The organism is Roseobacter sp. N2S (assembly GCF_031454055.1).
Lineage (GTDB): Bacteria > Pseudomonadota > Alphaproteobacteria > Rhodobacterales > Rhodobacteraceae > Amylibacter.
The window spans coordinates 136,786-155,979 of record NZ_JAVDQB010000009.1 but is presented as its reverse complement, the minus strand read 5'-3'; the positions used below and the strand labels follow the sequence as shown (position 1 = coordinate 155,979).

22 protein-coding genes are annotated in these 19,194 nt (G+C 54.7%); 8 read left to right on the top strand and 14 right to left on the bottom strand.

Annotation, left to right across the window (positions count from 1 at the left end):
• Nucleotides 1-43 precede the first annotated feature (43 nt).
• From GGE09_RS18445 to GGE09_RS18425, 5 genes are read right to left on the bottom strand one after another with little or no spacing between them, the layout of a single operon-like run.
• Complete coding sequence (locus tag GGE09_RS18445) at nucleotides 44-514, bottom strand: hypothetical protein (protein ID WP_309747657.1); 471 nt, start codon at nucleotides 512-514, stop codon at nucleotides 44-46.
• A 2-nt stretch (nucleotides 515-516) separates the two neighbouring features.
• Nucleotides 517-786 carry a flagellar biosynthetic protein FliQ gene (locus tag GGE09_RS18440; protein WP_309747656.1) on the bottom strand — a complete coding sequence of 90 codons (270 nt, stop codon included), beginning with the start codon at nucleotides 784-786 and terminating at the stop codon, nucleotides 517-519.
• Nucleotide 787: 1 nt separating this feature from the next.
• Nucleotides 788-1,099 (bottom strand): flagellar hook-basal body complex protein FliE, encoded by a 312-nt coding sequence (locus tag GGE09_RS18435; RefSeq protein ID WP_309747655.1) that lies wholly within the window; start codon nucleotides 1,097-1,099, stop codon nucleotides 788-790.
• Between the two features lie 11 nt (nucleotides 1,100-1,110).
• Complete coding sequence (gene flgC, locus GGE09_RS18430; RefSeq protein WP_309747654.1) at nucleotides 1,111-1,530, bottom strand: flagellar basal body rod protein FlgC; 420 nt, start codon at nucleotides 1,528-1,530, stop codon at nucleotides 1,111-1,113.
• Nucleotides 1,531-1,532: 2 nt separating this feature from the next.
• The gene (locus tag GGE09_RS18425; protein WP_309747653.1) at nucleotides 1,533-1,871 is read right to left on the bottom strand and encodes a flagellar basal body protein; all 339 of its coding nucleotides are present in this window, start codon (nucleotides 1,869-1,871) and stop codon (nucleotides 1,533-1,535) included.
• A gap of 71 nt (nucleotides 1,872-1,942) precedes the next feature.
• On the opposite strand from GGE09_RS18425, the gene GGE09_RS18420 reads away from it, so the two are divergent.
• The gene (locus tag GGE09_RS18420; RefSeq protein WP_309747652.1) at nucleotides 1,943-3,319 is read left to right on the top strand and encodes a FliI/YscN family ATPase; all 1,377 of its coding nucleotides are present in this window, start codon (nucleotides 1,943-1,945) and stop codon (nucleotides 3,317-3,319) included.
• A gap of 33 nt (nucleotides 3,320-3,352) precedes the next feature.
• On the opposite strand, the gene GGE09_RS18415 is transcribed toward GGE09_RS18420, so the two are convergent.
• Nucleotides 3,353-3,778 carry a flagellar export protein FliJ gene (locus tag GGE09_RS18415; RefSeq protein WP_309747651.1) on the bottom strand — a complete coding sequence of 142 codons (426 nt, stop codon included), beginning with the start codon at nucleotides 3,776-3,778 and terminating at the stop codon, nucleotides 3,353-3,355.
• On the bottom strand, nucleotides 3,775-4,644 hold the full coding sequence (motA, locus tag GGE09_RS18410; RefSeq protein WP_309747650.1) for a flagellar motor stator protein MotA: 870 nt from the start codon (nucleotides 4,642-4,644) through the stop codon (nucleotides 3,775-3,777). The genes GGE09_RS18415 and motA overlap by 4 nt, the downstream gene beginning before the upstream one ends.
• A 143-nt stretch (nucleotides 4,645-4,787) precedes the next feature.
• On the opposite strand from motA, the gene GGE09_RS18405 reads away from it, so the two are divergent.
• On the top strand, nucleotides 4,788-5,789 hold the full coding sequence (locus GGE09_RS18405) for a hypothetical protein (RefSeq protein WP_309747649.1): 1,002 nt from the start codon (nucleotides 4,788-4,790) through the stop codon (nucleotides 5,787-5,789).
• A gap of 66 nt (nucleotides 5,790-5,855) precedes the next feature.
• Here GGE09_RS18405 and GGE09_RS18400 read toward each other — a convergent pair whose 3' ends face one another.
• The 4 genes from GGE09_RS18400 to GGE09_RS18385 are packed head-to-tail and all read right to left on the bottom strand — an operon-like array spanning nucleotide 5,856 to nucleotide 11,138.
• Nucleotides 5,856-6,755, bottom strand: coding sequence for a flagellin (locus GGE09_RS18400; protein WP_309747648.1), 900 nt, complete (start codon nucleotides 6,753-6,755; stop codon nucleotides 5,856-5,858).
• 17 nt (nucleotides 6,756-6,772) lie between these two features.
• Entirely contained in the window at nucleotides 6,773-8,170 is a 1,398-nt protein-coding gene (flgK, locus tag GGE09_RS18395) for a flagellar hook-associated protein FlgK (protein WP_309747647.1), read from the bottom strand.
• A gap of 11 nt (nucleotides 8,171-8,181) precedes the next feature.
• Nucleotides 8,182-9,468 (bottom strand): flagellar hook-basal body complex protein, encoded by a 1,287-nt coding sequence (locus GGE09_RS18390; RefSeq protein WP_309747646.1) that lies wholly within the window; start codon nucleotides 9,466-9,468, stop codon nucleotides 8,182-8,184.
• A gap of 56 nt (nucleotides 9,469-9,524) precedes the next feature.
• Nucleotides 9,525-11,138: a hypothetical protein gene (locus GGE09_RS18385; protein WP_309747645.1), complete on the bottom strand. Its 1,614-nt coding sequence runs from the start codon at nucleotides 11,136-11,138 to the stop codon at nucleotides 9,525-9,527.
• A gap of 290 nt (nucleotides 11,139-11,428) precedes the next feature.
• Between GGE09_RS18385 and GGE09_RS18380 the strand changes: the two genes are divergently transcribed.
• The 6 genes from GGE09_RS18380 (at nucleotide 11,429) to GGE09_RS18355 (ending at nucleotide 16,096) form a co-directional block, all read left to right on the top strand.
• Nucleotides 11,429-12,169, top strand: a complete 741-nt coding sequence (locus GGE09_RS18380) for a flagellar hook-basal body complex protein (protein ID WP_309747644.1) — start codon at nucleotides 11,429-11,431, stop codon at nucleotides 12,167-12,169.
• A gap of 47 nt (nucleotides 12,170-12,216) precedes the next feature.
• On the top strand, nucleotides 12,217-12,999 hold the full coding sequence (gene flgG / locus GGE09_RS18375; RefSeq protein WP_309747643.1) for a flagellar basal-body rod protein FlgG: 783 nt from the start codon (nucleotides 12,217-12,219) through the stop codon (nucleotides 12,997-12,999).
• Nucleotides 12,999-13,694, top strand: a complete 696-nt coding sequence (flgA, locus tag GGE09_RS18370; protein WP_309747642.1) for a flagellar basal body P-ring formation chaperone FlgA — start codon at nucleotides 12,999-13,001, stop codon at nucleotides 13,692-13,694. Before flgG ends, flgA begins: the two co-directional genes overlap by 1 nt.
• A gap of 63 nt (nucleotides 13,695-13,757) precedes the next feature.
• Nucleotides 13,758-14,525 carry a flagellar basal body L-ring protein FlgH gene (locus GGE09_RS18365; protein ID WP_309747641.1) on the top strand — a complete coding sequence of 256 codons (768 nt, stop codon included), beginning with the start codon at nucleotides 13,758-13,760 and terminating at the stop codon, nucleotides 14,523-14,525.
• Between the two features lie 17 nt (nucleotides 14,526-14,542).
• The gene (locus tag GGE09_RS18360) at nucleotides 14,543-14,995 is read left to right on the top strand and encodes a hypothetical protein (protein ID WP_309747640.1); all 453 of its coding nucleotides are present in this window, start codon (nucleotides 14,543-14,545) and stop codon (nucleotides 14,993-14,995) included.
• Between the two features lie 462 nt (nucleotides 14,996-15,457).
• A complete protein-coding gene (locus GGE09_RS18355; RefSeq protein WP_309747639.1) occupies nucleotides 15,458-16,096 on the top strand; it encodes a hypothetical protein in 639 nt (212 codons plus the stop codon).
• 39 nt (nucleotides 16,097-16,135) lie between these two features.
• Here GGE09_RS18355 and GGE09_RS18350 read toward each other — a convergent pair whose 3' ends face one another.
• The 3 genes from GGE09_RS18350 to GGE09_RS18340 all read right to left on the bottom strand — a co-directional run bounded on the left by GGE09_RS18350 (nucleotide 16,136) and on the right by GGE09_RS18340 (nucleotide 19,192).
• A complete protein-coding gene (locus GGE09_RS18350; RefSeq protein WP_309747638.1) occupies nucleotides 16,136-16,738 on the bottom strand; it encodes a DUF882 domain-containing protein in 603 nt (200 codons plus the stop codon).
• A gap of 75 nt (nucleotides 16,739-16,813) precedes the next feature.
• Nucleotides 16,814-17,470, bottom strand: coding sequence for a flagellar hook assembly protein FlgD (locus GGE09_RS18345; protein WP_309747637.1), 657 nt, complete (start codon nucleotides 17,468-17,470; stop codon nucleotides 16,814-16,816).
• Nucleotides 17,471-17,482: 12 nt separating this feature from the next.
• Nucleotides 17,483-19,192 (bottom strand): hypothetical protein, encoded by a 1,710-nt coding sequence (locus tag GGE09_RS18340; protein ID WP_309747636.1) that lies wholly within the window; start codon nucleotides 19,190-19,192, stop codon nucleotides 17,483-17,485.
• Nucleotides 19,193-19,194 lie beyond the last annotated feature (2 nt).

Sequence of the window (19,194 nt, the reverse complement as noted above, 5' to 3'; positions counted from 1 at the left end):
CTCGGTTAGGGGCCCGATTGGGCAGGGGCGGTGTGGGTTCGGATCAGGGGACGGGGTTGCCGGGTTGGGAATTCGTGTGATTGTTCTGCTTAGAGGCTTGGGGCTTCTGGCGCAACGGATTGACCACAAACCGCCGCAAAAAACGGCCCACTTTGCGTTTTTCCCGCACTGGTTCGCGCAGCGGGTTCATTCTGGGCCGCAGCGAGGTGGCCGGTGGTACGTTGGTGATTTGCGCGGCGCTTTCGGGCGCCGGGCCTTGGGCGGGGCGTTTTTCAGCGTCGGTGCCCAAAGTGCCAAGTTCTGTCAGGCTGGGCAGGGTATTGCCGTAGGGGCCGTCAAGTGCGGGAACCTCTTGCAAAGTAGATTGCACGGGGGCAGAAAACGGCGCTGCATAAGGGCGGTCGAAGCCGCCCTCGGCAGGGGGGGCACCTTCAAATGCGAACAAGCCCTGGGCCAAAGCGGAATTTGGCAGGGCCAGCGCAGCCAGTGCGAAAAGGGAAACTGCGATGCGCATGATTATAAGCCGCCGCTGATGATAAGATCAAAGGATTGATCGGTGAGTTTGGTCAGTGCCGAATAGATCAACGGCAGGCAAATGGCGACGGTCACAAAGATCGCCGCCACTTTTGGTACAAAGGTGAGTGTCATTTCCTGCACGGACGTAAGCGCCTGAAACAGGGCGATGCACAGGCCGACGCCCATGGCCACCAACAACGTGGGGCCAGAGGCGATGAGAATGGTCCAAATCGTGTCAGTAATGACTTTATGAATATCCTCGGCGCCCATTTTAGACAGTCATCCGAAGGACTTCTTGGTAGGCACCCACAACTTTATCCCGCACGGCAACGGCGGTTTCGATAGCGGTTTCCATGGCCATTGTGGCCTCTACGACCTCTTGGGTGGAAAGTTTACCTTGCAAGCCCGCAACAGCAGCACGGTCGCCAGCACGGACGGTTTCAACCGTGTCGCGGACCGTGTTTTCAAGGACTTCAGCAAAGCTGGGCCCTGTCGGTGTTTGCGTTGGGACGCTGGAAGGTGCAGTAACTGATTGCCCGATTTTATAGGCGCGCAGCGCACCCGTAGAAAAGGCATTATCCATTTAGGTTCTTTCTATTTGTCGAGCATGTCCAGGGTTAGGCGGCGCATCTCCCGTCCCGTTGCGATCATGTTCAGGTTGGCTTCATAACTTCGTGCCGCCTCGCGCATGTTTGCCATTTCGACCAATGGCTCGATGTTTGGGCGTTCTATATATCCCTCTTCGTTTGACAGCGGGTGAGAGGGTTCATATTGCAGGCGCAATGGGGCGGGGTCCTTGGACACAGAGGTAATTGCGACCATGTTGGCCCCAGTTTCTCGGTCAACAATTTCACCAAAAGTAACCACTTTGCGACGATAGGTATTGTCGCCGGGAGTGCCGATGGTATCTGCGTTCGCGATGTTTTCGGAAATAACCCGCAACCGTTCACCCTGCGCCTTAAGCGCGGAACCAGCGGTGCGCGCGATCGCGCTTAGGTTGTCCAGATCGGCCATGTTTATTTCCCGTTCACCATAGAGATCATTGCGTGGGCTTTGCCGTAAAGTTTCGAGGCCAGTCGGTACTGGCTAGAGGTCGAGGCGGCCAAAAGCGATTGTTCTTCCAGAACCACGCTGTTGTTGTCCATCGACAACCCCCATTCATTTTTCGCATCCCGAATTCCAACCGAACGGTCGGATTTATGGGTTAGATAGCTTTCAAAACTTTCAACTTCCCGCGCCTGATAGTTCGGCGTATCAGAGTTGGCGATATTTTCGGAAATGACTTTTTGACGTTCGGAAAGCCAGTTCATTCTTTGACTTGCAGTTTGCAGCCAAGACATAGATGTATCGCTCATGTTTTGCCCTTGCGAAAAACTCAATCACAAGTGTTTATACAACGGAAACCACCTAGATTGAAAGCCTGCTTATGGAGCGCCCAACAAATTTTTCGCAACTTCGCAGCGCTTTGCGCAAGATTTCCGGCCCGATTGTTTCGGGTAAGGTTGTCAGCGTAGGGGGCTTGGGTTTGACGGCCTCTGGTTTGGGGGAAAGTGCGAAGATTGGCGACATGGCGATGGTCGCCGGGCGGATCCAGTCCGAGGTGGTTGCCACGGGGTCTGATGGCATTCGTCTGCTGCCTTTTGGCACGTGGGACGGGATCGGGCGCGGCGATGTGGTTGCGCTGAAACCCGGTGCCAGTGATATTTTTCCAGGGGACGATTGGATTGGTCGGGTGGTGGATGCCTTTGGCGAGCCGCTGGACGGAATTGATTTGCCAGACGGCCCCTGCGCCTATCCGCTGCGCAATACGCCACCGGATGCGTTTGACCGGCGGGTGATGGGTGACAAACTGGAAACCGGCATTCGCGCGATTGATGTGTTCACCCCGATTTGCCGGGGCCAGCGGCTGGGTATTTTTGCAGGCTCGGGGGTGGGGAAATCCACCTTGATGGCCATGCTGGCGCGGCAGGCCGATGCGGATGTGATTGTGATTGGTCTGGTGGGGGAGCGGGGCCGCGAGGTTCAGGATTTCATCACCCGCGATCTGGGCCCCGAGGGAATGGCCCGTTCGGCGGTGGTGGTGGCCACATCAGACCAGCCGCCCTTGATGCGGCGGCAAGCGGCTTTTGCAGCGACCGCGATTGCAGAATTTTATCGGGATCAAGGCAAGCAGGTTTTGTTGATGCTGGACAGCGTCACGCGGTTTGCAACAGCGCAGCGCGAGATCGGATTGGCGGCGGGCGAGCCCCCTGCGACACGGGGCTATACACCGACTGTTTTCACCGAATTGCCGCGCCTGCTGGAGCGTTCGGGCCCCGGATCAATTCGCAAAGAGGGCGGCGATATCACGGCGCTTTACACGGTTTTGGTGGATGGGGATGACATGAATGAACCCGTTGCCGATACGGTGCGGGGCATTCTGGACGGGCATATTGTGCTGGATCGTAAGATCGCGGAATCCGGGCGCTATCCTGCTATAAACATTGGGAAATCAGTATCCCGATCCTTGCCGGGGTGCCATATTGAAATTGAAATGGCGATTATGAATGCGGCCCGTCGTGCCCTGTCGCGTCATGCGGATATTGAGGATTTGGCCCGTATCGGGGCTTATCGTACCGGCACTGATCCAGACACGGATGCGGCGATCCGTTTTGCCAAGCTGGCAGATGGATTTCTGGGGCAGGGGACGCGCGCGCCGCAAAGCAGCGAAGAGTCTTTTGCCGTGCTTTACGGTCTGCTGGACGAAGCTGGCGTGGCCGTGGATTTGCCGACCCAACCGATCAAACACGACAGTTTGGTCTGACAAGCAATCCAGTCTGCCCGTGGTGTCGTCCTGCTATTCAGCAGGCCCTGCAAAACGGCGCAACAGGGCCATTTCATCGGCTTCCGCTTGGTCGGCTTGACGGAGTTCGCGCAGGATATCAGTGCGCACATCCGCTTGCAGTTTCTCTGAAGACCTGACCTCTCGGTAGGCGTCGATGACCTTGTCGCGCTGGGTTTCGATCCGCTTTTCCACGTCAGTGATCAGACGGGAAAGGCGCTGGTTTTCCTGTCGCACGATGTTCAGAAAACGCCCGCGGTAGGGCATTGCTTCGATCATTGTGACAGACGCGCCTTCCCTGCGGCTTTGATCAAGCTGGCTGCGCTCTGCGGTGAGCCGATCCGCCTCGCCCTGCAAAGCGGCGAGTGTGCCCGCTTGGGTTTCCATTTCCTGATTGTGCAGGCGCGCCAGTAAGGCATATGTTTTTTCGCGCCCCGTCATGCGGCACGAGACAATTCGCGTTGGGATTCATCCACGTTGTTAAAGCTGGGGCGCAGCCGTTCGGGAATGTTGCCGCGTCCGATTTCAACGCACACATTGGGCGGGTGGCCTTGGGTCATGGCAACAACCGTGTCGCGGATGACTTTGGCAAAGCTGTAATCGGCCTCTTCGATGGATTTGATACGATCGGCGAAGGGTTGCACCACGCAATAGGCCAAAAACACCCCAAGGAATGTGCCAACCAGCGCGCCGCCGATCATCATCCCCAGAATTTCCGGCGGTTTATCAACCGATGACATGGTTTTAATCACGCCCAGAACCGCCGCAACGATACCGATGGCGGGCAGGCCGTCGGCCATAGAGGTGATCGTATGCCCCGCGATCATCCGCTCTTCGAGGGTGGTTTCGATCCGCTTTTCAATGACATCTTCCATCTGGTGGGGGTTGTCAAAATTAAGCGACATCATCCGCAGGCTGTCACAAATCAACATGGCAGAGGATTTGTCTTTCAAAATGCGGGGGTATTTGGTGAAAATATCGGATTCGCCAGGGTTTTCAATGTGTTGTTCCATTTCAACCGGGGAGGCCGTGCGCTGCATACGGGTCAGTTCAAACAGCAAGAGCAGCAAATCATTGTAATCCTTCGACTTCCAGCGCGGCCCTGCGAAAGCCCGTTTCAACCCGCCGAGGGTTAGTTTGAGGCTGGCCAGATCGCTGGACACAATGAGCGAGCCAATCGAGGCACCGGCAATCATCATGCCTTCAAAAGGCAAGGCGTGCAGCAGCACTTCGAAATTGCCGCCCGACAGACTGAACCCGCCAAAAACGAGCAATAGAATGACGAGCAGCCCGATTGGGATCATCATGGTTTACGTCTCCAAATATGTATTCAGATATAGCATAGGCCAAATCCTTTTTTCGCAAAAGATGATCTTGCGAAAATACGTGCTTCATAATAGATTTTCGTGAACTCTCCAACCAGAATCGGCGCCCAGAGGTGAGCTTAAACGTGAAGACTTCCTTCGTTAGACTATTCGATTATTCAGAGATCGTTCAGAATTTTGAATGGCCAGAGGATGTGGCGTTGGCTGTTGTGGTCAAAGACGGCGAAATTGTGCATATGCAGCCGTTTCATGATGGCGACGACCCTGCGGTGACCCTTGAAGATATCCACGAAAGTGACGATGCAGACGCCGGGCCCTTGGCGGTCTATCCGAAAGTTGACGGGTTTCCCGAAATCGACATGGGGTTTTCCGAAGACATTGTTTTGCTGTCGGGCATTGAAGCGGCGTTGAACCTTCCGGAGTCCGAGCTGCGCGAGGAAACGGAAAACTTTGTGATGAATTACCAGTTTGCGCGGGACATGGGGATCACCATGCCGCAGACGGCAGCGCGCGCCAAAGCAGAGCAGGCAGCAAAGAAACTGGCAGAGCATACCGCGGCAGAAAAACTGCTGTCCGAGGTAAAAATAGCTGACATTTCAAAGCCTCAGGACGGATCGAAGGCTGGTGTTTTTGATCTGCCACACGGGTTTATCCCCTATGATGAAATAGGCGACGTGCCGATCCGTATGGAAGAAGCGACCTATAGTTTGCCCGCGTCCGATCAGGCGTTTCTAAGTTTTGGCGGGGAGGGTCCGTCGATCAGCCTGTCAGAAAAAGACATCCTTGTTCGGCCTGATCGTATGGGATTTGCCATTCCGATTAAGGCCTGCACTGTGGATGGCGACCCTGTCACAAATATTATTTTGCCCGTTGGACTGGTGCCAGATACGCTTGCGCCTTTGGGGTCTACCGTCCGTCCGATTGTGTCGCGCTCCGGGGATCTGGTGTTGTTCACATTCGTCGGAAGTTCACCGTTTTCAAAAGCCCATAAGGCTTTGATGGCGCTGTTTGCGGTCTATTTTGTGGTGTCGATGGCGGTTTTTCTAGTGTGGAGCGGGGACCGCGCGACGGGACCGGAAGACCAGAGCACTGCGGTAAATGCGCTGCGCAGTGAATTGTTTAAATAAGCGAAAAAAGAAACGCCCTGTTGTTTTAACAGGACGTTTAAAGTTTGGGCGATAGATTTTAAAGTCTTAGAGATAGTTCAGCAGGCTCATCCCGTTCAGCCGTGACGTGACCTGATAGCTGACTTCCAACTGGTTCAAAAGCTGATTCAAACGCAGAGCCGTTTCTTCGGGGTTGGCCGTTTCGATCCCCGCAATGGCGTTGTTATAGATGTTCAGACGGGAATTCTGGTCGTTGATTTTGCTTTCAAGAATACCCTGATTGTTACCCAGACCCGCCGCCTGCGAGGTCAGACCCGTGATGCCGTCATTCATCGCAGTGGTTACGTTTTCACGTAGCACTTCGAAATCTGTATCCGACAAAGCGTCAAGATTTGTGGTCAGCACCGTGGTCAACGCCCCGAAAATCGCAGTAAAGGCCGGATCATCGGCGCGAATGCCGTAGTTCAGTGTGACGTCATCGTCAATCCGCGCAGATGGTGTGCCCGTGGTATCGCCCAGATAGGTTACAGAGGTGCCCGAAGCGTCCAGTTCAACGGCTTTTTGATCGGTAGAAAGACCCGAAAAAAGGAACTCGCCACTGTAAGTGGTGTTCAAGGCGGTCACCATACGGGCCAAAGTATCCTCTGCCTCTTGGCGATATACTTCGCGGTTCATCGAGGTGATACCCCCCGCAAGAGACAGATTTTGAAAGTTGCGTGCCTCGTCCGTCAGGTTTGAAAGGGCGTCGTAGGTTGTGTCCAACTTGCCCTCAAGCAGTTCGTTGGATGTTTTATAGGCAGAGGTTGATGCCATGAAGGACCGCATTTGCAGGCTTTTGGTTGCAGTGCCTGCGTTCTCGGCGAAGACATCCTGTTTGATGCCCGAAGCGGTTTCTTTGGTCAGTTTGGACAGTTCTTCGTTCTGGCGCGAGATAATTATGCGCATGTTTAACGACTGCTGGCTGGTGCTAATAGAGCTGATGGTCATTTGGGTTTCCTGTCGTGTCAGAAGGATTGAATGAGCGTGTCGAGCATTTCGTTAATCGAGGTCATTACCCGCGCGTTGGCGGCGTAACTTTGTTCGACAACAAGCAGCTTTTGCAGTTCATCATCAATGCTGACGCCTTCAAAATTGTTGCGCGATGCGGCGATTGTTTCGCCGGCTGTTTGCGTTGATTGGGTGGCGGATTCTGCACTTGCACGGGTTGTTTGGTGCAAGGAAACCAAAGCGGGGGCCATTTCGCTAAGGGTTAAAACATCACCGAGGCCAGCTGTATCAACGGTAACTGTCTGGCTGAACTGGTCCAACATGGCGGTGATGAAACTGGAATCCCCAGAGGGGGTCGCGGCGTTCCCACCGTTTTGCAACAGGCTTGGGTTGCCGCCGATGGTATTGTCCACCTCGGCGTTCACGGTGATCCGTGCGGCCAGACCTTTTACGGAAAGTGCGTCATAGGTATTGCCCGCATCTGTAAACAGACCAGTGCCGCCTGTGCCAAAGGGATTGGCGGCTTCCATGGTAGACATAAGCCCTGCGGCGACCGCATCAAGTTGGGCTGACATTTGCGGAAGATGCTGGTCGCGCAGTTCGAACAGACCACTTAGGCTGCCTTGGGAAATGCCACGGCCTGTCGGGCCGGGCGTGATATCTACACTGCCTGCGGTCAGTTTGCCCTGTACCGGATCGTAGCTGATGGTTTTGGCCTGATTGCCAATCACCAGTTCGGTGCCGGCCCCTGTGTACAGGTTAACGGTGCCATCTTGAGAGGTGACGGTCTGGACATCCATGAAGCCGCTGACCTCATCAATCATCTGGTCCATCTTGTCTTTGTATTCCGCCTGCGCGATGGACCCGTCGGTCGAGCGCAGGATTTTCTGGTTCAGGATCGCAATGCCTTCGAGCGTTTCATTCGCAGAGGACACATCGTAGCGGATGTTGCGTTCCACTTCCCGATTTATGTCGGACAGGGTTCCCGACAGTTCATTCAGTTGGGACGCCATTTCTTTGGCAGAGGTAACCACTTGAATTTGTGTGGATTCCTCGGATGGCAAAGTGGACAGCAAAACAAAGGCGTTTTGCAGGTTTGACAATTTTGCCGCCGGCGAGGTTTCATCATTGGGCTGGCCCAGAAAGTCTGTATAGGCTTTCAGCCCGTCAGACACCGTGGATTGCTGCGCCAGTTTTGACGTATTGTCCCGATCCAGACGCTGCAACAAAGTATCCACGCTGCGTTCCACCGCGGAAACGGTAACGCCGCCCGTGGAATTGGTGGACAGGCTGGCCCATTTTCGGGTCACGCCCTCGGTCTCGGAATTTGCCATATTCCGAGACACAAGATCCGTTTGAAGCGCGGCTACGGACAGGCCGGACCGCGCGATATTCAATGCAGAAGACAGGCTCATTTCAGGGTACCTTAGCGTTTCAGGTTATTCACTTCTTGAAGCATTTCGTCAGAAGTGGTGATGGATTTGGCGTTCGATGAATAGGCGCGCTGTACCTGAATAAGGTCGGTCATTTCCTGCGCGATATCTACGTTGGATGCTTCGGTTGCGCCTGTTTCGATCGTACCTGCGCCCGAACCAGCCACATTCATCACCGCATCGCCGGACCCAAGGGTCAGGGCATAGGCGTTGCCGGATTTTTCTTCCATGGCAGCGGCGCTGGTGACGGTTGCCACAGTGATTTGATACAGCGACTGGCGTTTGCCGTTTTCAAAAACCCCGACCAGATTGCCCTGATTGTCGATTTCTGTTGATGCCAAAGCCGATGCCGAAGACCCGTCCACGGTGATTTGCTGGGGTTCGTAATCGCCGTCAAATTGGGTGACGCCGTTGAATGTGCCAACCGCCCCAAGGGCGACTTCAAAGGTTTGCGGGATGGTGCCGTTGTCGATGGTCAGGGTGATGTTCCCATCCGCGTCCACCGTGAAATCCGCTGGGGCGACTAGCCCTGCATCAGGGGTAAAGGCATAAGACAATGGCGCGCCAGCGGTTGGTCCGGAATCTGCAAAGGTCACATCCACTGTGCCATAGGCAGTGCCGTCATTGCCGGTTACGGCGATGTTCCAGGCGTTTTCGGTGGTGTCCGACGGGGTCCATGAAAACTTTAGCCCGTCTTGTTCACCAAGGGCGGTGAAATAGGACATGCTGGAAATAAACGGGTCTTGCGCGATGCCGGTTCCAGTCAGGCTGGAGGGTAGATTGCCTTGAATTGAGCCCATGCTGGAAATTTCGGCGGTCATGGATGCCGTGCCGGAACGCACTGCTTCCAGATCGCTGAAGTTGTTGCGACCCACGCCCGAAAGGCTGCCGTCTTCATAGGAATAACCCGCCAGATAATACCCTGCCGCGTTCACCATATAGCCGCTGTCATCCACTTCGAAAGACCCTGCACGGGTCAGCAGAAAGTTAGAGGAGTCCCGGTTGTTCGGGTCTTTCATGACCACGAAAAAACCCTCGCCGTCAATCGCCAGATCGGTCGCGGAATTGGTTGAAATAATTGCGCCGCCGGTTTCGATATCTTTGCGATCAACGCTGCTGACGGAGCCTGAATCGCCAACCACCTGGCTGACCATTTGGGTAAAGTTCCGCTTGTAGCCGATGGTTCCCGAATTCGCGATATTGTTCGAAATCGTGGCCACGGACTGAGAATTGACCCTAAGCCCGGCGATGCCTGCCTGCATGGCGTTCTGGATGGACATTTCTGCTTCCCTTTCGGAGTATGCTGACAGGTTCAAGCCCGCCAGCTTCTATTTTGTTATGATCCGTTGGACGCGTTCAGCGTTTCCACCGCATCCAGAGCCACAGTGGCTCGTTCGATAATCCCGCGTGCAGCTTCTACCGAAAGCGGGGAGATGTCGGGCGCTTCTGCCGCCCTGATTTTAGAAAGATTAACCACATGTTCCCGCCGATCCTTTGACAGATCGCTCAGGTAATCCGTTACGTTTGTCTTGCCCTGACTGGCCGCGATCCGTGCCGCGTTGATGCCATCGGGTGCAGGCAGGGGGCCAGCTTGGTTCATGGCTGCAAGGGCGGCGGCGTCATCGCCGTGCTGCATCGCATAGCGACCAATTTCCAAAGCCACGGGGGCATTGTCTGTCAAAGGGATCTTACCACCTGCAAAAAGTTCAATTTTCGCAAATTCCGCATCCAAAGATTTCAGCCGTTCTGTGGGGCGGCGATAGATTTCGTTGCGGGCCGCTGCGGGGATGTCTTCGCGCAGATAGCGTTTGGCCTGTTCAAGGATCAGACGGTCCAGCAGGGCGGGGGGTATTTGATCCCGCTCGGTTTCCAAAAGCCCGTCCCAGATATCGGCGTATTCTGCCTGTGCAGCCAGCGTCAGACCCGCGCGGCTGAACCGGTTGGCCAATGCGCCGTGTATAAGAACCCGTTCCGGTTGGGCGCTGACATAGGGTTCGATCCGGCGCACGGCGGCCAGTGAATCTTCCAGGGTCATAGCATCGGCTTCGATGGCCTCGCCCAGAATTTTAAGGATGACACCTATGCGGCGCTCGGCGAGTTCGGCTTCAGGTGTGTCAGGGTGATCCGCGTGGATCAGGGCCATGGAAATAATTGCGGTTTCCGCATCGCCGAGATCTTCGGAGACACGGGCCAGCAAGGCGCGCATGCGCAGGGCCAGATCATCGCCACGCCAGCGGGCCAGACCCTCGACCAACAGATCACGCACCCGCGCGCGCACCGCGCGATCAGGGTGTTCCAGTGCCATGTCAGCCAGTTCAATACGGGCTTGGGCGGCAGCGCGGTCTTGGTGTTCGGACGCCCATGCGAAAAAATCAAATGCAGTTTGGTTTTGTCCGTCTGCCCGCGCCAGAATTCCGCGCATCAGCAGCATATCCGATGTGCCTTCAAGGTCGGTTCCTTTGACCGAGGCATTCAGCAGGTTGCGGGCAAAATCCAGATCATCGGCGGCGATGGCGGCCTTGAAGATGATCGGCACCAAACGGCCCGAAACCGCAGGGCTGTGCAAATTGAGCTTGGACGGGGCCTTGCGCAACCGCGACTTTGTCACCGAAGCGCCAGCTTGCAGATCAAGGATCACAGACCACAGCAGGTCTTTTTCCATCGACTTGGGGAAGGCATCCACGGGGACGGTGATGCCGGACAAGACGTCGATCATCGCAAGGGTGGCCTTGGCGCGGTCGTGCTGCGTGGTGTCGGCGCTGGTTAAGGCGATGTTTGCAAAGTCTTTCGCCTCTGGCAACATCAACCAGCCCATCAGGAATTGCGCATAATCCAGTGCGGGGGCGGCGCGCTGAAGCGGACTGGCATCGGTGAAGCGGGCGGCGTATCGGGTTTGCGCGTCATTGAATGGCAGATCCGCAAGGCGTGTTTCAAGCGGTCCTTTGTCCATTTCGTCTATGGCTGAATCTATATGTTGGGGTTGTACATCAGCAGAGCGGACGTGTAAGGCACTGCCACATAAGGACGTTGCCGCAATCGCAGCGCATCCGATAAGTGATCGGATACTTGGGAACGTTCTGGTGTGGACAATCTGCTGCAAGATTTCTCCGGGCCTCTTTGAGGTATTTTTTTATTTTTCGCATTTCTGGGGTTATGCGAAAACACAACATAAGGTATAGTTGATGATGTTGGTACAGATCAACCAGAAATAATCAACAGTCTTATGGAACGTCTCGTCTTATGGATAATATTGGATACATGGCCATTTCTCGGGCTGCATTGTTGCAGAGGGCCACAGAAGTGGCTGCAAACAATATAGCAAACGCCAATACGGACGGCTTTCGCGGATCGGAAGCTGTGTTTGAAAGCATGGTCGTGGATACAGGATCAGGCAGTCAGATGCGCCAGATGAGCTATGCTGTGGACCGTGGAACCTTTGCCGATTTGTCTGAAGGTGCGTTGTACAGAACCTCTAACCCTCTAGATGTAGCGATGGTTGGGGATGGTTGGTTCGGATTTATGACGCAAACCGGCCAGACTGCTTTGGGGCGTGCTGGCAATTTTTCCATGTCGGCCCAAGGGGATCTGGTGACTGCATCTGGCGATTATGTGCTGGATGAAAGTGGCGCCCCGATCAATATTCCCCCGGGTGCCGGAGATGTTGAAATCGACAGAACCGGACTTATTACAGACGCGCGCGGCGATCAAATTGCCCGTATCGGCACGTTTCAGGCACAAGATATGGGGAACTGGACCCAGCTTGGCGGGGCGATGCTGACCCCGCGTGACGGGGTTGTCGAGCTTATTCCTGCCCTAGAGCCAGATATGGCGCAGGGTTTTGTGGAGCGGTCAAACGTGAACCCCATCATGGAAATGACAAAGATGATTTCTTTGCAGCGCCAATATGAAAGCGCGATGAATATGGCCAATGTCAGCGACGATCTGCGCAAGCAAACCCTAAGCCGTCTGGCGCCAACGTAATCTTTTTGCAGAATTTGCGAAAAAGAATAAGGTAATCGGAGACTGTTATGAAAATACTCGGAATTGCGGCCACGGGAATGCAGGCGCAACAGGTGAATGTTGATGTCATCGCCAATAATATCGCCAATGCCAATACAACAGGTTACAAAGCGGGCCGCGCGACTTTTGCCGATCTGATTTATCAGACGCTGGAACGGGAGGGCACTGCCAATGCCGATGGCACGGTGCGACCTGTAGGTGTGGATGTGGGTCTTGGGGTCCGCGCAACAGGGGTTGTGCGGTTGAACACCCAAGGCGGTTTGATACAGACAGACAACCAGTTGGATATTGCAATTGACGGGGATGGTTATTTCATCATCACGCGCCCCGATGGGTCAAATGCCTATAGCCGAGCAGGCAATCTGGCGCTGTCTCCGGAAGGGGAAATCGTGACCTTGGAAGGCAATTTGATAGAGCCCGCAATGGTGCTGCCAAATGACGTGCAAGAGATCGAAATCACGCAGGATGGTCTGGTGCTGGCCTATACAACCGATGCAATCGAGCCGGCTGAAATTGGCCAGCTGACCCTTGCAACCTTTATCAATGACGCGGGTCTAAAGCCGATTGGCAATAACTTGATGCTGGAAACCGCAGCCTCGGGCGAGCCGATGGTGGGCAATCCCGGCGATGAAGCTGTGGGCATTTTGCGGCAGGGCTATCTGGAAGGGTCAAACGTTGATCCGATCAAGCAAATGACCGATTTGATCACTGCACAGCGCAGCTACGAATTGGGGTCCAAAGCCCTGAAAGCCGCCGACGAAATGATGCAGACCGCCAACCAGATCCGATAATGACGCACCGAACCATCATGAAAAGCGTGTTGGCGCTGTTTTTGGTATGTTTTAGTAGCATGCTGAAAGCGGATGAGCAGCTTTTCGCGGGGACGCCTGTTGCGACCCTGGTGGAGGAACATTTGCTGGCCACAAGCGAGCGGGAAATTCCGTCGGATGGCCGGATCGAACTGCGGCTGCCCCAAGGGTTGCCGGAAAAGGGTCTGCGGCTGGATGATTTCATCTTTGATGCGCGTTCTGGCATGTTCGTTACGCGGTTGATCAGTACGCAAGGAGACAGCATCGGCTTTCGCGGGCAGGCTGTGATTGCGGTGCCGGTCTATGTGCCTGTGCGGCGGATTCCATCAGGGATTTTGCTGTCGCAAGAGGATTTTCACATGGTGGATATCGCTATGATGGCCATGCCTGCCAATACGCTGCGCAACCCCGAAGACATCCTTGGGATGGAATCCCGCCGCATCCTTTTGGGGGGGCGGCCGGTTCTTGCAGGCTCGATTTCCGAACCTCTTGTGATTGAGCGGGGTGATGAAGTGAGCATCATCCTGTCAAGCGGCGGCCTGAACCTAAGCGCCCCTGGCAAAGTGCTGGAAGACGGGGCAATGGGACAGAATGTGCGGGTTGTTAACCTGAAATCCAACGCGTCTTTGACCGCGACTGTTGTCAGCAAGGGCGTGGTTGAGGTGATTGCGAAATGACCTGCTGAATGTGCCACCGCGCCCCGAACCAGACGACACCTTTAGAATGACGAAGAGACACCGATGAGACAGAAGTCCCGAAATTGTGCGAAAATCCTTATTCTTTTATCCTGTGTCCTAAGCGCTTGCGCGAATTACACAGAGAACCGGAATCCCGAAGTTTCGAGTATTGATTTAACCGAAGACGTAATGCCCGAAGCCAGCATTGTGCATGTGCCCATGCCCGAACCCGAACCGGTTCGCATTCCGCAACGGGCCGAGGCTTCCTCTTTGTGGCAAGTGGGGTCCACCGGATTTTTCGGCGATCACCGCGCCTCTCGTGTGGGGGATATTCTGACTGTCCTGATCGCCATTGACGATGAAGCAGAGCTGGCAAATGAATCCCGTCGATCCCGGTCATCAGGCAATGAAATCGACGGGTCCACCTTCCTTGGCTATGGCACCAAGCTGGATGCGGTTTTGCCCGGAATAAACGCGGATGATCTGCCATCTGGGTCAATCGTCGATCTTTCGTCTGGCAGCACGTCCCGCGGGCAGGGGACGATTGCGCGGAACGAAAAGGTTAACCTGAAGGTTGCCGTTATGATTATTCGCCGTCTGGCGAACGACAATATGGTGATTGCAGGCCGCCAAGAGGTGAAGGTGAACAACGAGCTGCGCGAGCTGCGTGTTGCGGGTATTATCCGCCCCGTTGACGTGGATACCAGTAATGCCATTCCCTATGAAAAAATCGCCGAGGCGCGGATTTCTTATGGCGGCAAAGGCCAGATTTCACGGGTGCAGCAACCGCGTTACGGCGAGGATGTGCTGGACGTGATCCTGCCCTATTAAGCCGGACAAGGGCCAAAATGCGTCGCATATTTTTCAAACCGGAAGTGGAAGGGCAACGGCAAAGGTCGCGGCGGATTGTTCTTGCGGTGTTTTTTCTGCTGGGGCTCGCAGGTGGCGGAGCTTTGGGTTATGCCGCAAGCGGATTGATTTTCGCAAATCCCTCTGAAGAGAAACCGGTCAAAGTGACCGAGATCCTGGTCGAAAAAATCTCAATCAATGTGATGGGTCGCGGGACTTTGATTTTTGATGCCCGTGTCGGGTTGAAGGCAAAAGCCGAACACATTCCGGACCGGCAAATTTTGCGCGATACGGTATTAAGCCTGACAACTTCGGCAGGCGCGCTGCCAATTGTACGGCAAAGCGAAAAGGTCATTCCTGCGATCAATCAGGCGATTGCCGTCATGGTAAAGGGTACTGATTTTTCCAGTCTCAGCATCGAAAATGCAGCGCTTTACCTAAGCGGAATGTAAAAACAGGGCGCAGTCGTGCATGAATTCTTTTGTCTGTAGCCCTGTGCGTTTGGTGGTGAAAGGGCTTGTGTTTTGCTATCCAAAACAACCAACGGGGTTGGAAACGCGCAGGCGGGTATTTTTCGCAATTTAAGGGGCGGTTGTCATGCGGAACAGTGTCTAAAGCACAGGATAATGGTCAAATTTTCTGGGTGGCCTTTTCGTCGAAAGCCTAAAAAATGTAGCATTTTCCTCAATAAAATGGCGATTTATGCGAAAAAGATTGAAGGCGGGGGCGGTCGACTTGTTAGGTCTGTGGCTATTAGAGCACGGATCGTCGAACTAAGGCAAAACTGCCACATTTCTACCTTTACGTGCCAAAAACTCGTTGAATTCTATCTTGCAGCATGTCACTTTCAATCAAGGACATTCACAATCAGGTGAGTGTTTTGACCGCCTCCTGCTGAATACGACGAGACTAAAATGCCCGAATACTCTCAATACGCACGCTCTACGTACCCGCAGGCCGCAACACCCGCCACACTGGTTGCCAACACGAATAGCAGGAAAGCGGTTCCTGACTCCGCCAAAAATATCTCACGTCACCATCTGGTCGAACGGGCGGGCACTGCGGTGCTCGATTTTTGCCGCCCTCTTTCGGATTTTCTGAACCGCGGCGCGACGGGCGGGGAAACGCCACTGCCTGTGCTCGACATAACAATTCTTGCCCTTGATGCGCTTTTGAGCGTGAAGGATGCTGACGGCAGACAGCCGATTTGGCGTATTGTTACAGGGCGTGTGACCCGTAGCGAAAGCACCGATGGTTTGTATCACAAGGGCATTTGGCTGGAATCCGATGACGGGTTTATTCTGGATTTCAACCGTCCCGGATTGGATGGCGGATTTCGCGTTACCCGAACCGACAACGGCCTGATTGCGGAATATCGCACAGACAAGCCCTTGCGGTCCCCGAAAACCAGTTGCTTGCTGCCGGTTTGGCGGGGTGAAGCCACAGGCTTTGATGGCTTTGCAACCCAGCAGCAGATGCGCTCTGCCTTTCAGGCGATGAAGCAGGGTGTCTTGAACATCATGACCACAGAGATCGCGCACAGCCACATTTAGGGCATTTTTCGCAAATTTTCAGAGCCGATCAAAAGGTGGTTAACCGAACCAGACCCGCTGGTCTCCGGAATCCACATGGACAAAGCGGCCGCGATAGTGGCCGGTTCCACCGATTTCCAGCCATTGTGCATAGCGCGCCACATTGGCCACATCGCCGCCTTTGACGACAAAATCTATGGCCCTGCCGCGCAAATGCATGGAATTCACTGCAGGCTGATACCCTTCGCTGCGTAGAAAATCATTGGTTTCCTTGCTGCGAAACCCCGAATTGATCTGGATTTCTCCGGATAGCCCGTCCCGCACAGCGGCGGTTCTGATGGCGGCCAGACCCCAATACAGACGCACGTCCATTTGTACGATCCTGTCCTGCCGCCAGTCACGCAATAGATAGTTAATCTCTTTAATCCCTGCGAGATTATATCCCGTTTTCCCAAAAAACAGGACTTTTTTCCGCTCCTGCGTGTTTGGGTTGTACAGATCCAGATAGGGTTCGATCAGCGGCACCAACTGGTCCAACCGACTGTTCAGGCGGACAGGTTTTGGAATGTTCAGCCCGTCAGAGGCAAGCGCGGGGAGGGAGGGGAGCAAATTACAGGCCGCAACCGTGGCGGCGCCGCTGATAAGTGCGCGTCTTGTAATCATCGGTTTCCCCCCTGCATTCTCTGGCGTCCTTTGCTTTATGCCTTTGTTTTTCGCAAAACCTGTGTGCGCAAAAATCTACTCGATCATTACGATGTCGCCGCTGTTCGCCTCGACGCCATTGCGCAGGTTCAACAACTGTTCGCCGCCCACATAAGACACCGATTCAACTGTGTCGCGGATGTAGGTGTTGTACCCGCCGGTGCCATCTTCGGCAGCCAATGAGATTTGATACGTGCCCACAGGCATCGGCGCGCCGTTTGTGTCTAAACCGTCCCAAGTGACCATATTTAGCGTGCCAGCCGTGCCGGGAAGTCCTTCAATCGTGCGCAAAACATTGCCTTCAGCGTCGCTGATGATCGCGGTGGCGGAGCTTGCCTCGCCTTCGATTTCATAGCTGAACGACACTGGTGTTCCAACGCTGTCAATTTTGATCGTTGAGGAAGGAACCGTGACAGTGCGCCCGATCAAAGTGGCCTCGGACATGGATGCGGTCAGCGCCAGCGTGGAACGCAGTTGTTCAAGTTGCGAATTTGTGTTCACCGATTGCTCAACTTGGGTCAAAGTTGCGATTTGCGAAATAAATTCAGTGGAATCCATTGGTTCCAGCGGGTCTTGGTTCTGGATTTGAGCCACCATTAGCTGCAAAAACGTCTCATAATCCTGCGATAACTGTGACAGCGAGCTATCCGCGCCACCTGCGACTGTTGCGCTAGAAATAGAAGTGATGCTCATACTTGCGTGCCTTTACGTGAGGATATTGAGGCCACCGGAGGCCCGGGACTGTTGGTTTTGTGCCGCAACTGGTGTGTCTGGCTGGTCTTGCGATGGGTTTTCAGCCGTGCCTGTGGGCGTGTCCTTGGCGGGCTGACCGTGTTGGTCCTGACCGTTTCGCCCCGCGCCTGACTGGAACAGGTCCATCGACAAAGTCCCGCCTCCACTGGTTGCGGTGGGTTGGAAAAGGTGGGAAATCGCGCCGCGTTCATTGCGCATCGCCTCAAGCACCAGCGGATTTTGCACCCGCATATCCACGGTTAGGTTGCCTTCTTTTGTCCGCTCGACGGTGATCTCGATGACCCCCATACCGTGGGGTTTCAGGCGGATGGTTGCTGTGCCGTTTTCGGTGGGATATTGGACCAATTGATCCATGACCTGACGAACAATCGGGGATTTTGACGGCTGCGGCGCGGCAGGTGGTTGTGCCTCTGCGGCGGCAGGAATGGGTGTCAGAGTGGGGCGTAACGGCTGTATCTGCGCGTTGTTCGGCGTGTCGGCCAGTGGTTGAATTTCTGCAGTTTTCGGGCCTGCCGAAGGTGCGCTTTCTTGCACATCTGCTAGTGGTTTTGGAAGTGCGCTGGCAAAGCTGCGCGGTGTTTCCGGTGCTTGGGTGGTTTGCACGTTTACATCAACCATGCCTGCGGCCGGATTGGCGGTCGCGGTGGGCGCAGTGACTGGCTTTGCGTCTTGACGGGATGCGGCGGCAACCTGCTCTGTGCGCACAGGTTCTGTCTGGGTCGGCAAAGGCGTGAAAGACAGGTCTTTAGGGGCGTCACGATCAAGTTTTGGTGTGGTTTCAAGGGTTTCTACGGAATCTTCACCACCCGTCACTGCGGCAACAGGTTCTGCTGACGCCTCTACGACCATGGCTTGAAAACTGGCTAGATCGGGGGTGTTTGGAGTTGCCAAAGAGGTTGTGACTGGCATCGGAACATCTGCCAGAGCGACCTCTAGCGGGGCCTCATCCTGAGAGGTTTCATTTTCCAAATCTTCTGGCGTTTCAGGTGAAGCCAGCACGGGTTTAACCTGTGGTTCTGTTCCATCAGAGTTCGGTTCAAAATCGCCATCGACGGCCTTGGCTGTTTCGGCCAGAGGCTGGCTTGGGGCTATTTCCGCCGTATCAGGTTCTACGGGTGCTTCGCGAAGTGCAGTTTGGTTTTTGGCAGGTGCTTCCGGTTCCAAAACTTGATCGGTCGGCGTTAGGGTAACACTCTGGTCCTCGTCCGTTGAGGGATCAAAATTGATGCGGTCAGTCGTTTGTACAGTGAAATCCGTGGCTAAAGAGTCTGCTTCTGGCAGATCCGTTGTATTGGCGGATTGGGTCGTAAGTTGATCCGTATCGGGTAAGGATTGGGGCAGGTCAGAAACGCGCGTCGCCTGTGGTGATAACTCTGGCTTAACGGCGTTACTTTGGGTTGGCACGGCTTCTGCATCAGGCGCGAGGTCACGCTCCGCGCCGTCCAATGCTTCATCCAGGATCTCAGCCAATGGCAAATCACCGTCTTCAGATGGGAGGTCTGCTTCACTTTCAGCTGTTTTGGCTTGTTCTGTTTGGCCTATCAAATTGAAAGTTGATTTTTCGCTTTGGATCAGTTGGTCAAACCCCGTCGCATCAGCCGTTGGGGCTGCTTTCACCGCCGCCACTGGCAGGCTTTGCGCGAGAAGGGGGTGGGAAAGCACTT

Bases quoted from the DNA above. Each gene is read 5' to 3' on its own strand.
- GGE09_RS18445 (WP_309747657.1), bottom strand. From the start codon at position 514: ATGCGCATCGCAGTTTCCCTTTTCGCACTGGCTGCGCTGGCCCTGCCA.
- GGE09_RS18440 (WP_309747656.1), bottom strand. From the start codon at position 786: ATGGGCGCCGAGGATATTCATAAAGTCATTACTGACACGATTTGGACC.
- GGE09_RS18435 (WP_309747655.1), bottom strand. From the start codon at position 1,099: ATGGATAATGCCTTTTCTACGGGTGCGCTGCGCGCCTATAAAATCGGG.
- flgC (WP_309747654.1), bottom strand. From the start codon at position 1,530: ATGGCCGATCTGGACAACCTAAGCGCGATCGCGCGCACCGCTGGTTCC.
- GGE09_RS18425 (WP_309747653.1), bottom strand. From the start codon at position 1,871: ATGAGCGATACATCTATGTCTTGGCTGCAAACTGCAAGTCAAAGAATG.
- GGE09_RS18420 (WP_309747652.1), top strand. From the start codon at position 1,943: ATGGAGCGCCCAACAAATTTTTCGCAACTTCGCAGCGCTTTGCGCAAG.
- GGE09_RS18415 (WP_309747651.1), bottom strand. From the start codon at position 3,778: ATGACGGGGCGCGAAAAAACATATGCCTTACTGGCGCGCCTGCACAAT.
- motA (WP_309747650.1), bottom strand. From the start codon at position 4,644: ATGATGATCCCAATCGGGCTGCTCGTCATTCTATTGCTCGTTTTTGGC.
- GGE09_RS18400 (WP_309747648.1), bottom strand. From the start codon at position 6,755: ATGACCATCAGCTCTATTAGCACCAGCCAGCAGTCGTTAAACATGCGC.
- flgK (WP_309747647.1), bottom strand. From the start codon at position 8,170: ATGAGCCTGTCTTCTGCATTGAATATCGCGCGGTCCGGCCTGTCCGTA.
- GGE09_RS18390 (WP_309747646.1), bottom strand. From the start codon at position 9,468: ATGTCCATCCAGAACGCCATGCAGGCAGGCATCGCCGGGCTTAGGGTC.
- GGE09_RS18385 (WP_309747645.1), bottom strand. From the start codon at position 11,138: ATGGACAAAGGACCGCTTGAAACACGCCTTGCGGATCTGCCATTCAAT.
- GGE09_RS18380 (WP_309747644.1), top strand. From the start codon at position 11,429: ATGGATAATATTGGATACATGGCCATTTCTCGGGCTGCATTGTTGCAG.
- flgG (WP_309747643.1), top strand. From the start codon at position 12,217: ATGAAAATACTCGGAATTGCGGCCACGGGAATGCAGGCGCAACAGGTG.
- flgA (WP_309747642.1), top strand. From the start codon at position 12,999: ATGACGCACCGAACCATCATGAAAAGCGTGTTGGCGCTGTTTTTGGTA.
- GGE09_RS18365 (WP_309747641.1), top strand. From the start codon at position 13,758: ATGAGACAGAAGTCCCGAAATTGTGCGAAAATCCTTATTCTTTTATCC.
- GGE09_RS18360 (WP_309747640.1), top strand. From the start codon at position 14,543: ATGCGTCGCATATTTTTCAAACCGGAAGTGGAAGGGCAACGGCAAAGG.
- GGE09_RS18355 (WP_309747639.1), top strand. From the start codon at position 15,458: ATGCCCGAATACTCTCAATACGCACGCTCTACGTACCCGCAGGCCGCA.
- GGE09_RS18350 (WP_309747638.1), bottom strand. From the start codon at position 16,738: ATGATTACAAGACGCGCACTTATCAGCGGCGCCGCCACGGTTGCGGCC.
- GGE09_RS18345 (WP_309747637.1), bottom strand. From the start codon at position 17,470: ATGAGCATCACTTCTATTTCTAGCGCAACAGTCGCAGGTGGCGCGGAT.